The sequence below is a fragment of the Nocardia sp. NPDC049707 genome (genome assembly GCF_040674855.1).
Taxonomy (GTDB): Bacteria; Actinomycetota; Actinomycetes; order Mycobacteriales; family Mycobacteriaceae; genus Nocardia.
This window is the reverse complement of the sequence record NZ_JBFANN010000011.1, coordinates 112,796-125,811: the sequence shown is the minus strand read 5'-3', so window position 1 is coordinate 125,811 and position 13,016 is coordinate 112,796. Positions and strand designations below refer to the sequence as shown.

Below are 13,016 nucleotides of genomic sequence, written 5' to 3'. Positions count from 1 at the left end.
CTCACTCGAGCAGACGATCGCGCAGCCGCGCGCGCAGGTCCGCGGTGAATCCGATGGCGGTCAGGTAGGTCTCGAAATCACCGTGGTTTTCGTGCACCGCATCCATCGCGATGCGCAGGTAGTCCTCGTGCACGCCGAGGATATCGACGGAAAGTTCCTCGCCCGCAGTGAGTTTCGACGCCATCATGGCGCGCAGGGCGGGGACGGCAGCGTTGCTGGCCAGGAAGTCGGCGAGCACATCGGCCTCGCCGACCGCGACCGCGCGCAACAGGGTCGCGATCGCCCAGCCGGTGCGGTCCTTACCCGCCGCACAGTGCACCAGTACCGCGCCGTCGCCGTCGGCGATCGTCTCGGCGATGGCGATGATCGCCGTATTGGCCTCGGGCCGGGCCGGGAAGTAGCGGTAGACCTCGAGCATGTGCCGGAACGCGGAGTCGGTTTGCGCCTCGTGTGGCGGCGCCTCGGCCATCCGGGTGTCGAACGGTGTGACATTCAGTCGCACGCCCTCGGGTAGATTATCGTGGCCGATGTGCTCGATCTCGCGCGGTCCGCGCAGGTCGAAGACATCGGTGACGCCGAGTTCGCGCAGGATCGCGTGTCCTGGCAGATCGAGGCCGCTCAGTTGGGCCGAACGCAACAGCACGCCGGGGCGGACCCGCGTGCCGTCGACGGTGCGCAGCCCACCGAGATCGCGGAAGTTGAACGTGCCGGTCAGATAGAACTGGTCGGCGGAGGGCGAGAGAGTCACCGATCCAGGCTAGCCACGTCTCGGTGTCGGCAGGATGTCGATCGCGGATCGAACACGGAACCGTCGGCTGTCCGGTTTGTGGGGTCGGTGTGTGATCCGCCACAGCAGGCCGGGGCGCCTTGTCCGTAGTCTGGTCGATCGTCTTCTCGCTGGGGCAGACGCGAGACTGACGCCCAGGGAGGCGATTCCGGCGCACGCCGATCGATTGCAGCGGCATTCCGGTTGGGTAACAAAACATTCTTCCAGTCTGGAAATGCCCATTGAACCCGTTCTTAAACCCCGGAAACCCTCTACCATTGACGAATGTTGGACGGGGCATCCAGGAAATTCCCTAGTGGGGATTCGTGAGAGCCGCCTGTCGTGTTCAGCGCGCCGCGCCGCCGAAGGTGCGCGAGTTCTTTCCCCGAGGGAGTCGTCGTTGAGCGTACGTGGAGAAATGGCGGTGGTTCGGCTGCGGCCGACCATCTGCGAGGCCGTCGAGAAGGCTGCCGCCTCGCTCGACTTCACCGGAGTGCGAGCACTTCGGGTGCTGTTGCATGCGGGTGTGAGCGCGTACTGGCCGCTGGTCAAGGCCGCGCCGGCCAGGGAGGCCCGCCGATACGAGGCGACCGCGCAGCTGTTGGCCGAACGGTGGGAGACGCAGACCGAATGTGTCGCCGACCCGACGGCCACGGCCCTGTTCCGAGAGATGGACTCCGAGGTTGCGAGCTTCCTGGACCTCTGCGCCGACCGGTCGGGCACGCAGTGGTTGGAGCCGGTGGATGCCATCGCGGCCTATGTGGTCTCGGTGCTGCAGGGCGCGGTGCTGCGCTGGCTCGCGGATTGCAATGACGAAACGATGCTGGTGGTGCTCGACGACCTGGTCAGCAGCCTGGCCCCCCGGGCCGCCGAAGCCTGATAGGCGCAATGCCGAGTCTGATACACGCAATACTGGACGTTTGACCAGTTTGGTGGTTGAGTGGGTCTGGTGACTCACACGTCGCCGATTGTCGCACTGCATGCGGCCACGGCCGAGTTGGACCCGCCGCTGGCCGCCCTCGACCTGACCGCGCTGCGTGCCAACGCGGTTGACCTGGTCCGACGCTCGGGTGGGGTGCCCATTCGGGTGGCGAGCAAGTCGGTGCGCTGCCGCGCGGTGCTCGAAGAGGTGCTCGGTACCGGGCTCACGGCATCCGGCGGCTTCGCGGGCATCATGTCCTACTCGTTGGCCGAGGCCATCTGGCTGGTCCGCCTCGGCGCGCGGGATGTGCTGCTCGGCTATCCGACCGTCGACCGCGCGGCGCTCGCCGAACTCGCCACCGATGACACCCTGTGTCGATCCATTGCGCTGATGGTCGACGATGTCGCGCAGCTGGACCTGATCCGCGCTGCGGTCGGCACCGATCTGGTGCGGCCGCGGATCTGTCTCGATGTGGATGCCTCGCTGCGAATCGGGCCGCTGCACCTGGGGGTTCGGCGCTCGCCGGTGCGCACCCCCGAACAGGCCGCCGCGCTCGCGCGCGAGGCGGTGCAGCGTGGGTTCGACGTGGTCGGCGTGATGACCTACGAGGCGCAGATAGCCGGGCTGTCCGACGCCAGTATCGCGGTGCGTCTGGTAAAGCGGGCTTCGGCGGCCGAAATCCGCAAGCGGCGCCGGCTGGTTCTGGACGCGGTGCGCTCGGTAGTCGGCAAGTTGGAGATCGTCAACAGCGGTGGTTCGGGGTCGATCGAGGTCAGCATCACCGATCCGGATGTCACCGAGGTGACCGCGGGCTCCGGGCTGTATGTGCCGACGCTCTTCGATCACTACCGCGCCTTCACCCCACGTCCCGCACTGTTCTTCGCCACATCGGTGCTGCGCAAGCCGACCCCGTCCATCGCAACGGTTTTCGCGAGCGGCTACATCGCCTCCGGCCCCACCGGGGCGTCGCGGGTGCCGAAGCCGGTGTGGCCCACCGGCTTGAAACTGCTCGGCACCGAGGGTGCGGGCGAGGTGCAGACGCCCCTATCCGGGGCCGCCGAAGTGCGGATCGGTGACCGGGTGTGGTTTCGGCATGCCAAGGCGGGGGAGCTGTGTGAGCGGTTCAGCCACGTCCACCTGGTCGATGGTGACGGCACGCGGACGACGGTGCCCACTTATCGCGGTGAGGGCAACTGCTTCGGCTGAGCCACTGCCAAATGCGAATTGCGCGGGAGCGCAATGGCGATTTTCAAGATCGAATTCTGATAAAAGAACCAACCGGTTCGGACTGAATATGTCGGTCACGAACCGACCAAATGCTGAAGAAATAGTCAGCCGAGTCGGAGGAATGTCGCCAGATCCGACAGATTGTCCGGCGTACTCGGCAGATATTCGGTGAGCAGTGGTGACCGAATGATAACGGCCTTCCACATAGCCCGGCACAGCGTCGCCTGAACCAGGCTGCGCGACAGCAGGAATCGCATACCGTAGGGTGCGTCGGCGGGGCTGGAGGTGGTCATCGACATGAGCACCACCGCCGCCTCACGGCCACGGAAGCGCTCGGCGGTGCCGACCAGCACATCCTCGATCTTCGCCCGGGCCAGCAGCGTTCGGATCAGGCCGACCTGGGCGCTGTAGGGTGCGACCACGAGAATGTCGTGCGGATGCAGCCGTCGCGTCATCGCACCGGTCGTCCACGAGACCCCGAGCAGCGCGCGCACCCGGCGAACCACCTCGCGGGCCTCGGCCACCGATTCGGTGGCATCGCCGCTGTGCGCCACCAGCACCGTCTCCACACCGGGTTCGATGCCCTCCAATTGCCTAGCGAGCGTGACGGTTTCGTTGGAGCGCAGGCGGTTGTCGTAGTACAGCAGGGAGATCGGATCGCACACGCGCGGGTGCATCCGCCAGGTCCGGTCCAGGAAGTAGCCGCGGTCGGCGGGCAGGGTGAGGCGGTCCTCGGCGAGCCAGCCGAGCACCGATTCGTCGACCGGTTCTGGATGCGCGCTGCGCGCTGCGGACGGTGCCGGATCGCCGAGCAGAAGCAGGTTGCGCGCACTCACTGCGACGGCGGCGGTATCGGCCAGCGGGAAGCGGCCCGCATCGGCGATCACCAGCAGGTCGAGACTGTCGCCGGGCACCACCGCGTCATCAGCGAAATCGGCCGATACACCACCGATTACGCAGCCGTTGACCGCATTGTCCAGGAACCGCGGATAGCGCGTGCCGCCGATCACCGACCACTCCGGCGCCACCGCCTCGACATCCTTCTTGGCCACCAGTTCCGGTAGCACCCCCATCGCGACGATCATGTCTAGCAGGCTCTCCACGGCGGAATGCGTCTGCGCGACAATGCCGACGCGCCACTTGTGCCGGGTGACCAGACGCTCGATCGTCCTGGCGATGGTGGAGGTCTTGCCGGTGCCCGACGGCCCCTGCACCGCGAGATAGGAATCGTCGAGATCGCGCAGCGCGGCCGTGATGGCCGCCGCATGGTCACCGTGCACATCTGGTAGCCGTTCGGCACGCCGTAGGCGCGGGGGTCGGCGGGCGAGGATGTCGAAGATCGCGCCCGCCGGGATCTGCGGCAATGCCATCAGCAGCTGCTGGGCGGCGAATTCGACCGCGGTCTCGATATTCTCGTCCCAGGCGGGCAGGCCGGGTGCGATCGCGGTCGGCAGCTCGTCGTAGGGTTCGCAGCCGTCCGGCAGCAATTCCTCCAGCCGCACGGTGTCGTCGAAGTTCGCGTCCACCGAGCAGCCGAGCACGGTCGCGGTGGCGGTCGCGCGCCGACCGACGGCGGTGATCATCCCGGCGGCGACCGGCTGATCGTAGTAGGTGTACACGGTGGTGCCCGGCGTCAGCGCCGTGCCGGTCGCGACGCCGCCCGCGATATCGGCACCGCCCCAGCCGATGCCGATCCGTCCGGTCAGCGTGAGGTATCTGCGCATGGTCGGCTGGTGTGGGCTGCGATGCCATTTGGTATCCACCGTGCCCCAATCGGCGACCAATACGCCTGGCGCGTCGGCCCATTCGTCGACCGGATGACTGAGCCGGTCGGCATGTGCCCACCACAGCGGCTGGCGTTCGCGCCGGTGATAACCGAGTGCCGCGGCCATCAATGCCGCGGGATGCCGTGGCTCGCCGTGTGCCGCCGCATATTCCGCGAGTGCTGCCTCGATCGACGACGGCCGCGACGGTGGTCGCGGATCCGGCTCCTGCGGGCCGGGCACCAGACACCACGAGCTGGCCTGATCCAGGAGTGTCGCCTCCGAGTCCACGCGTTGTTCGGCCACCCGATCCAGCAGCCAGTCGCGCAACCGCAGCACGGTGACGCAATCGCGTTCCTGGCCCGACGCATTCGGTAGCAGCGGCCGCAGCCGGCTCAGCCGATAGGAGCGTTCCCCGACCAGCACGGCATTGCGCACGATCGGATACAGATCCACGAGCACGCCGGCATGCAGCAGATCCTCGACGATATCGGCACCGATCCCGTACCGGCCGGTCCACCGCAGCAGCGCCGAACGCACGCCGGAGGTGTAGTGGTACACGCGCATATCCGGATACATCCGGAGCCGTTGTGCCACGAAGTCGAGTACCTCGTCCACTGCGCGCCGCTGTCCGGCTGCCTCGTCGGCGATATGCGGTGTCGCAGCCACGCCGAAAGGGGCACGGAAGGCGAGCTGAACCGTGCCGTTGCCGCCTACCTCGATACCGAGCAGTCGACCCGAGGGTCCCTCCTCGATGGTGAGCGCGAGATCGCCCGGCGACGGTGGCGGCAGCGCACCCAAGGCGATCGCGTCGACGAGTGTGTGGGTCGGCTGTCCGGAATCCTCGCGGCGCAGCTGGATTTCGGCTTGGCGACGCAAAGCGCCGAAGGTGCGCGGCGGCAGTCCGGGCACGGTGGCGGTGCTGCTCGCCAGCCGGTCGATGGTGCTCACCCCGGCCTCGCGCAACCTGGCCCGCGCCGTGCGCGACATACCGGCCACCAGCAGCAGATCACGCGCCGCCGAGATCGCACTGGTACAGGTCGGGCAGTGGCCGCAGGCGAGATAGCGCGGATCGCCCCATTGCACGGGCAGCAGCTCGCTCAGTTTGTCTTGCAGAATCCGCTCCACCCGGCCGCGCCGGGCCAGATACACCGGCAGCAGATCGGTGAGCGCGAAGCTCTCGCTGTCCTCGTCCAGGTACAGCCGGACCAGAGGAGCGGTGAGCGCGCCGCTGCTGTCCAACGCGTCGGCGCAGGCGGCGAGTTCGAGTGCCGCGTCGATCCGATCCGGTGGACCCGCCGTGGTGCCGTGCACGGTGTAGCGGACCCGATGTCCGGCTCGCACCAGGAAATCGCTGGCACAAACGAATTTTCCGTCGAAGAAGGTGGCGCCGTGGATTACGTGCGCACCGGCACGCAGCGCCGCGACGGTCTCGGCATTGGCGGCTTGCAGCGCGGCGAGGTAGCCCTGGGGATCGACCGCCGGATCGTGTTCGGCGTAACGGATCTCCACCATGCGACCGCCGAACCGATCACGGAAGTCCGCGAGCCTGCGTGCGCGCGCATCGTCGGATGTGCCGCGCGACACATGATTCGGCACCATATCCGCCGTGCCCGCGAGGGTGCCCAATTCGGTATCGAGGGCACGCAGCAACTCGAATTCACAATGCGCCGCGCGCACGAGGTCGGCGGCGGAACAGACGACACGATCACCGAACACGATCAAACCCGGCCTCCTGTGTCTTCGCCGGACACGGACGGCAACACCTTAGCTAAAGCATGCCCAGTGCCTCTTAACCGAGTAGCGGTTGAATGCATTGATCAGATCGAACCCAGTCCACGGCACTTTCACATGTGACGTGGACTCGCCTGCGGTAAGCGCCGCTTGCACCGCGCGAAGCGACCGGTTGTACGCGAACTGCGCGGCGCCGGCAGGTCTGGCGAGCAGCTTCTGCTGCTCGACCGTGGGATCGAGACTGAACCGGAACATGGTGTGCGGCGTCATCAGTTGCAGAGTGTGCCACCGACCGCCGAGCAGCAAAGTGCTGTCGATCACTGCACCGCAGCCACAATCGGCGCGGCGCGATGGATCTCAAGCGAGCAGCGCGGTGACTTCGTCATCCTCCAGCTGATGGAAATCGCGATAGGCCATTCCGACGCCGCCGAGCGAGCGCGGAACCCACGGACACACCACCTCATCGGCCTCGGTGGCTACCCGGCGCAACGCCTCCGCGGACGACACCGGCACCGCGACCACGATCCGCGTCGGTTGGTGTAGCTGGGCAACCCGACAGGCGACGGCCACCGTCGCCCCGGTCGCCATGCCGTCGTCCACGATCACCGTCGTGCGGCCGGAGATCGGGATCGGCTTGGCATCACCACGCCACATCTCGCGTCGGCGCTCGAGTTCGGCGCGTTCCACCTCCTCGATCTCGGCGAGCTGCCGCGGCGTTATCCCGGTGTGCGACAACACATCCTGATTGAGGACCTGGATACCTTCCTCGCCGATGGCACCCATCGCCAACTCCGGCTGCCACGGCACACCGAGCTTGCGGACCAACAGGATGTCGAGATCGCCCCCGATGACCCCGCATACAGCGGCCGCCACCGGAACCCCGCCGCGCGGCAGTCCGAGCACCAGCGGTTGCCTCGCACGCAGGTGGCCGAGTTCCAGACCCAGCGCGCGACCGGCCGCTGTCCGATCGGAGTAGATCATCCGAATTAACGCTACTCCGGTGCGTCCGCGGTGATCGCGAATCGCCGCAAGGCCAGGCTCGGGTTGGTGCGGCGGACCGCGGCGAGCTGTTCGAGGTCGATATCGGCGGTGAGCACGCCGGGTTCGTCGCCGAGTTCGGCAAGCACGGCACCGGTCGGATCGATGATCATCGAGGCGCCCGCACCGCGTGGCGCGCATTGATCGGCGGCGGCCACGTACACGGTGTTCTCGATGGCACGCGCGCGCAACAGCGTCGTCCACTGATCCACCTTCGCCGGACCGGGAATCCACTGCGCGGGCAGCACCAGCACCTGCGCTCCGGCCGCCGCGACGCGACGGCAGCCTTCCGGAAAGCGCAGATCGAAACAGGTCTGCATGCCGAATGTCACAGCGCCGACCGTGAAGGTGGCCGGGGCCTCGATCGCACCGGCCTCGACGACATCGGATTCACGATGCCCGAACGCGTCGTAGAGATGCACCTTGCGGTACTTCGTCACCAGGTTCGCGTCGGGTCCGAGCACGACGAGGGTATTGCGGATCCGACCCGCCTCCGGCGCCACCTGCTCGACCATTCCAGCGATCAGATACACCCCGAATTCGCGCGCGATTTCGCCGAGGCCGGTGACGAACGGGCCGGTCAGCGATTCGGCGACGGCCACGATCCGCTCGTCGAGCCGGGTTACGGCAAACATCGAGTATTCGGGCGCGACCACCACCTTCGCACCCCGTTCGGATGCGGCGCGAACGTGCTCGCGCAGAGCTTCGAGATTGGCGGCCGGGTCGGTTCCCGGCGCGAACTGGACCACCGCCACCGCCACCGCTGCTCCGGCAGGAGTGACGGGCCTGGAGGAGGCAGCGTGCGTAACCGTGGAAGGCCCCGCGTATGCCGCTTTTGATACTGCCGAGTCGTGATGTGCGGACACGCTTTCGGGTTGCATACGTCTCACCGTATTGGCCCGGTGGCCAGAGCGGCCACCGCGAGGCAGTAAACTCCTGGTCAATGAGTACCAATCAGGTCGACAGCGTTCCTGGCGACAACGACAGGGACACCGACGGCCCGACCTTCGCCGATCTCGGCATCGATGACCGCGTCCTCGCAGCAATCGCCGATGTGGGCTATGAGTCGCCGTCGCCCATCCAGGCGGCGACCATTCCGCCGCTGCTCGACGGTGCCGATGTGGTCGGGCTGGCCCAGACCGGCACCGGCAAAACCGCGGCATTCGCCATCCCGATCCTCATGGGCATCGAGGCGACCGGCAAACTTCCGCGCGCCCTCGTGCTGGCCCCGACTCGCGAGCTCGCGATCCAGGTCGCCGAGGCATTCGGCCGCTACGCCACCCACATCCCCGGACTGCATGTGCTGCCGATCTACGGTGGCCAGGCCTACGGCGTCCAGCTCTCCGGCCTGCGCCGCGGCGCGCACGTCGTGGTCGGCACGCCGGGCCGGGTGATCGACCATCTGGAGAAGGGCACGCTCGACCTGTCGCAGCTGCAGTATCTGGTGCTCGACGAGGCCGACGAGATGCTGAAGATGGGGTTCCAGGAGGATGTCGAGCGCATCCTCGCCGACACCCCGCGCGATAAGCAGGTCGCGCTGTTCTCCGCGACCATGCCCGCGGCGATCCGCAGCATCTCCAAGAAGTATCTGCGCGAACCGGTCGAGATCACGGTCAAGTCGAAGACCTCGACCAATACCAACATCACCCAGCGCTGGGTGCAGGTCTCTCATCAGCGCAAGCTCGACGCACTCACCCGCATCCTCGAGGTCGAGTCGTTCGAGGCGATGATCATCTTCGTGCGCACCAAGCAGGCCACCGAGGAGCTGGCCGAAAAGCTGCGCTCGCGTGGTTTCTCCGCCGCGGCGATCAATGGCGATATCGCGCAGAATCAGCGTGAGCGCACCATCGGCCAGCTGAAGTCCGGTGCGCTCGACATTCTGGTCGCCACCGATGTCGCTGCCCGCGGACTCGATGTCGACCGCATCTCGCATGTGGTTAACTACGACATCCCGCACGACACCGAGTCCTATGTGCACCGCATCGGCCGCACCGGCCGGGCCGGGCGCAGCGGTCAGGCGCTGCTGTTCGTCGCACCGCGGGAACGCCATCTGCTCAAGTCGATCGAGCGCGCCACCCGGCATCCGCTGACCGAGATGCAGCTGCCGAGCGTCGATGATGTGAACACCCAGCGCGTCGCCAAATTCGGCGATTCGATCACCGAGAACCTCAGCTCGACGAATCTCGCGTTGTTCCGCAAGCTCATCGAGGACTACGAGCGCGAGCACAATATTCCGCTGGTGGATATCGCGGCGGCGCTGGCGGTCAGCGGCTACGACGGCGACAACTTCTTCATGGAGCCCGAGCCGGAGCCGGTCGAACGCCCGCAGCGTGAACGCATGCCGCGTGGGGAGCGGCCCGCCCGACGGTTCGAGGGCGAGGATCGTGGTCCGTCGCAGCACCGCGTCAGCGGAGCCGAATTGGCGACCTACCGGATCAGCGTCGGCAAGCGACACCGGGTGGTGCCCGGCGCGATCGTCGGCGCCATCGCCAATGAGGGTGGACTGCGCCGTAGTGATTTCGGCCATATCAGCATCCGTCCGGACCACAGCCTGGTCGAACTGCCCGCCGACCTATCCTCGGAGACGCTGGAAGCGTTGCGGCGCACCAGGATCAGCGGCCAGCTCATCCAGCTGCAGCTCGATTCCGGCCCGCCGAACGGTCGTTCGCTCCGCGCCGGAGCGCGTCGTGATCGCGATGCCGGCAAGCGACCGGAACGGCGTAAGCCACGCTCCTGAACCGATATCAGGGCTCTACTTCGGTGATGCCCGTGCGGTGGCGCCGGCCGAGTTCGGTGTAGAAGTCCGGATTGAGTTCGACCCAGCCCTCGGCCTGGGTGCCTTCGATGGATTTCTCGACCTCGGCCGGGGCGCCTGCGGCGAGGACACCCGCCGGGATCTTGGCGTGCGGCGGGACCAGGGAATGTGCGGCGATCATGGTGCCCGCGCCGATTTCGGCTAGATCCAGGACGGTGCTGCCATTGCCGACAATGGCCTCCGCGTAGGCAACCTCACCAACGTTCGGCCATGGCGAGGGTGCGTTCGGCCGCGGTGACCATCGGCCGCAGCTGTGCGGTGAACCGCTGCGCGGTGACGGGCACGATATCGACATCGACCCCGGTGCGCACCGAGTATCGGCCGTCGCCGATCACGTCGATCCAGCACAGCACCCCGAACGGATGCAGCTCACCGTCGGCTCGGCGCACCGACACCACGATCTGGCCGATGCCGTCGCGGGCTTGCCTGAGCAGCTTGCGAATTCGGGTCGGCGTGGTTGGTCCGGCCACCGGCACGGTCACCAGGTCCCGGCTGTCCTCGTTGACCCGGGCCAGTGACGCGGTCAGTTGCGGTGTGGTGCCGGGCGTATTCTCCGGCAGCACCGAAATCACCCGTGCGGAAAGGTTTTTCACGCGGTCGACGAACAGTCGGATATCGCCGCCGCGATCCGAGCTCGCGCCTGCTCGTTGCGCCGCGACCACCGCTATATCCCCCGCGATCGCACCGAGTACGCGCACCGGACGCGATTGCGCTGTGCTGCCCGGCTGGGCTGCTACGGGACCGATCTGCTCGACCAAACCCGTCGCCTCGACCGTGCCGACCGGCCCACCGTCGACTCCGGCCGACGGCGCTGCCGTACCGCGTTCGCCGAAGACCTCGATGCGCACGGTGGGTCGGGCCAGCACCCGCAGCGCCCCCTCCAGATCGGCGTCGAGAGTCTCCTCGCACCAACGGTTCAGGTCGGGGAGTTGGGCGGTGCGCTCGGCGGTATCGCGAGCCGAGAGGCGCACGGCGAGTGGGTAGGGGATGCGGTCGCCATCGGTGCGGGCCCAGGCCATGGCGAACTGGTCCGGGGTCAGCGTCCAGTTCACTCCAGTTCGGTCCATTCGCCGACGACCGGTGGGGTCGTCGGATCCATATCGCCGATCAGCTCACCACCGTCATCGGCCGGTTCCAGGAAGGTCAGATCGTCGTCGAAGAAGTGGTAATCGTCGTCGTACTCATCCTCGTCGCGGGCCTGGGCGCGGGCGGCGGACGCACTGGTGCTCATGCCGGAGCGCGGGCTGTCGCCCGCGACCATGGCACCGCCCATGAGTCCGCCGACCGCGCCCGCGCCGACGCCATTGATCGCATCGCCGCTCGTGTCGCGTTTGCGCTCATCGCGTTTACGTTCGTCGTCGGTGGTGGCGGTGGTGCCGGGAACCGTCGGGGCGAGCACCGAAGTGGACGCGGGGGTGGTCACCGGTGCGCCGCTGCCCGGTCGCACCGAGTGATTCGGTGTGGTCGTCGATGTGGTGGCTGCGGCGGGGGTTGTCGCTGCGGGGGAATCCGCAGTAGGGACAACGGGTTTGGCGGCAGCAGGCGTGGTGTCGACGGTGCTCACCGGAGTGACGGTGGTCGGCGCGGCCGCCGGTTGAGTCGTCGCGGCGGCGGGTTCGACGATGGTGTGCGGTGGGGTCGGTACCGGCGTGGTCGCCGAAACCGTTGGGGTGGTGTGGGTTTGTGTACCGGTATCGAGGACGGGCGTCGCGGCTACCTGCGCGACAGGTGCGCTGCCGGACGGCTGCGCCACCTCGGCGGTCACCGCATCCGGGAAGGCGGGCACGCCGGATCCGGTCGCGATGAACGCATTGGTATAGACGCTGTCCATCGCCTGCACCACATCCAGGCGGGTGCCGTCGGCGGTTTTCTGGGTGGCGGTGTTCTCGGTCGCCTTGGTCGGATCCAGCAGTGCGCCGGCCAGATCCGTTGTCTCACCGGATGGTTCGACTACCGCGGCGCGCAGTGACTCGGCGGCATCGCCGGCCTGGCCGAGCCGCTGACCGACCGTGGCCATGACATCCGCGAGTTGCTGTCCGTGCCGCTCGAATTCGCGCACCGCTGCGGCGGCGGAATCCGCCGCGGCACCGCGCCAACCGTCGGCCATCGCGGCCCGAATCTCGCTGTGCGCCTGCTCGACAGCGGTGGCGAGCCCGGTCGAGCTGCCCTGCCATGCCTGCTGACCGGCCGCCAGGACAACCGGATTCATCAGCTGCACGCCGTCGTGAATTTCCTGATGCGACAGGTTGTCGAAGATTTCGACGGTCTGCGCGTAGTTGGGATCGGTGTAGTTGGGGTCGGCATACCGAATGAGGGTCTTCTCCCCGGTGTGCGGCATCTTACGCATGTGCGGCTCCCACCGCCTCGACCCGACCGACCGCGGCCGCCAGATCCGTATCGGCCCGGGTGTATGCCGCGCCGGCCGCGCGGAAGGTCTGCGCGAGCGCCCGCGCGGCGTCGGCATAAGCACGCAATCGGGTGATCGCGCCGTCGGCCTTGTCCTCGAAGCCGCGCCGCAGCGCCGCACCGGAATCGAAGCCGCCGAAGCCGGGAAGTGATGTGGCCCCGCTCAATACGGCGATCTGGGCCTCGACCTCATCGGCGAGTTGTTCATAGCGTTTGGCGCACTGCTCGTGCGCACCCTCGGCGACCAGTACCCCATCGATCCAGAGCTGGCCATCGTCGATCGCCTGATTCAGCACCGTCACGTCCGACATCTCGCCCCCTTCCTCGTCGTGCTGCCCGCGCAGC

General features: G+C 67.4%; 12 protein-coding genes. 3 read left to right on the top strand and 9 right to left on the bottom strand.

All coding sequences use genetic code 11. The annotated features are described in order from the left end of the window. Position 1 precedes the first annotated feature (1 nt). Positions 2–748, bottom strand: a complete 747-nt coding sequence (locus AB0J29_RS13405) for a tyrosine-protein phosphatase (protein WP_364784171.1) — start codon at positions 746–748, stop codon at positions 2–4. A 418-nt stretch (positions 749–1,166) separates the two neighbouring features. Between AB0J29_RS13405 and AB0J29_RS13400 the strand changes: the two genes are divergently transcribed. Both AB0J29_RS13400 and AB0J29_RS13395 read left to right on the top strand, forming a co-directional pair. After that, entirely contained in the window at positions 1,167–1,646 is a 480-nt protein-coding gene (locus AB0J29_RS13400; RefSeq protein WP_364784168.1) for a TetR family transcriptional regulator, read from the top strand. Between the two features lie 60 nt (positions 1,647–1,706). Continuing rightward, the gene (locus AB0J29_RS13395; RefSeq protein ID WP_364784165.1) at positions 1,707–2,894 is read left to right on the top strand and encodes an amino acid deaminase/aldolase; all 1,188 of its coding nucleotides are present in this window, start codon (positions 1,707–1,709) and stop codon (positions 2,892–2,894) included. Between the two features lie 125 nt (positions 2,895–3,019). Here the strand turns inward: AB0J29_RS13395 and AB0J29_RS13390 are convergent, their stop codons facing one another. From AB0J29_RS13390 to AB0J29_RS13375, 4 genes are read right to left on the bottom strand one after another with little or no spacing between them, the layout of a single operon-like run. Next, complete coding sequence (locus AB0J29_RS13390; protein ID WP_364784324.1) at positions 3,020–6,397, bottom strand: AAA domain-containing protein; 3,378 nt, start codon at positions 6,395–6,397, stop codon at positions 3,020–3,022. 48 nt (positions 6,398–6,445) lie between these two features. Next, positions 6,446–6,733, bottom strand: a complete 288-nt coding sequence (locus AB0J29_RS13385; protein WP_364784163.1) for a helix-turn-helix domain-containing protein — start codon at positions 6,731–6,733, stop codon at positions 6,446–6,448. Between the two features lie 36 nt (positions 6,734–6,769). Beyond that, positions 6,770–7,393: a phosphoribosyltransferase family protein gene (locus tag AB0J29_RS13380; RefSeq protein ID WP_364784160.1), complete on the bottom strand. Its 624-nt coding sequence runs from the start codon at positions 7,391–7,393 to the stop codon at positions 6,770–6,772. Positions 7,394–7,404: 11 nt separating this feature from the next. Continuing rightward, a complete protein-coding gene (locus AB0J29_RS13375) occupies positions 7,405–8,211 on the bottom strand; it encodes a carbon-nitrogen hydrolase family protein (RefSeq protein ID WP_364784157.1) in 807 nt (268 codons plus the stop codon). 182 nt (positions 8,212–8,393) lie between these two features. On the opposite strand from AB0J29_RS13375, the gene AB0J29_RS13370 reads away from it, so the two are divergent. Then, positions 8,394–10,187, top strand: a complete 1,794-nt coding sequence (locus tag AB0J29_RS13370; RefSeq protein ID WP_364784154.1) for a DEAD/DEAH box helicase — start codon at positions 8,394–8,396, stop codon at positions 10,185–10,187. A 7-nt stretch (positions 10,188–10,194) separates the two neighbouring features. Here the strand turns inward: AB0J29_RS13370 and AB0J29_RS13365 are convergent, their stop codons facing one another. The 4 genes from AB0J29_RS13365 to AB0J29_RS13350 all read right to left on the bottom strand — a co-directional run bounded on the left by AB0J29_RS13365 (position 10,195) and on the right by AB0J29_RS13350 (position 12,982). Continuing rightward, entirely contained in the window at positions 10,195–10,386 is a 192-nt protein-coding gene (locus AB0J29_RS13365; protein WP_364784151.1) for a hypothetical protein, read from the bottom strand. 73 nt (positions 10,387–10,459) lie between these two features. Next, a complete protein-coding gene (locus AB0J29_RS13360; protein ID WP_364784148.1) occupies positions 10,460–11,332 on the bottom strand; it encodes an ESX secretion-associated protein EspG in 873 nt (290 codons plus the stop codon). Further along, positions 11,314–12,612 (bottom strand): hypothetical protein, encoded by a 1,299-nt coding sequence (locus AB0J29_RS13355; protein ID WP_364784145.1) that lies wholly within the window; start codon positions 12,610–12,612, stop codon positions 11,314–11,316. The genes AB0J29_RS13360 and AB0J29_RS13355 overlap by 19 nt, the downstream gene beginning before the upstream one ends. After that, positions 12,605–12,982, bottom strand: coding sequence for a hypothetical protein (locus AB0J29_RS13350; protein WP_364784142.1), 378 nt, complete (start codon positions 12,980–12,982; stop codon positions 12,605–12,607). The genes AB0J29_RS13355 and AB0J29_RS13350 overlap by 8 nt, the downstream gene beginning before the upstream one ends. Between the last annotated feature and the right edge of the window lie 34 nt (positions 12,983–13,016).

Coding starts and splice junctions, on each gene's coding strand:
- AB0J29_RS13370 (WP_364784154.1), top strand. CDS start 8,394: ATGAGTACCAATCAGGTCGACAGCGTTCCTGGCGACAACGACAGGGAC.
- AB0J29_RS13350 (WP_364784142.1), bottom strand. CDS start 12,982: ATGTCGGACGTGACGGTGCTGAATCAGGCGATCGACGATGGCCAGCTC.
- AB0J29_RS13380 (WP_364784160.1), bottom strand. CDS start 7,393: ATGATCTACTCCGATCGGACAGCGGCCGGTCGCGCGCTGGGTCTGGAA.
- AB0J29_RS13355 (WP_364784145.1), bottom strand. CDS start 12,612: ATGCGTAAGATGCCGCACACCGGGGAGAAGACCCTCATTCGGTATGCC.
- AB0J29_RS13360 (WP_364784148.1), bottom strand. CDS start 11,332: ATGGACCGAACTGGAGTGAACTGGACGCTGACCCCGGACCAGTTCGCC.
- AB0J29_RS13365 (WP_364784151.1), bottom strand. CDS start 10,386: ATGATCGCCGCACATTCCCTGGTCCCGCCGCACGCCAAGATCCCGGCG.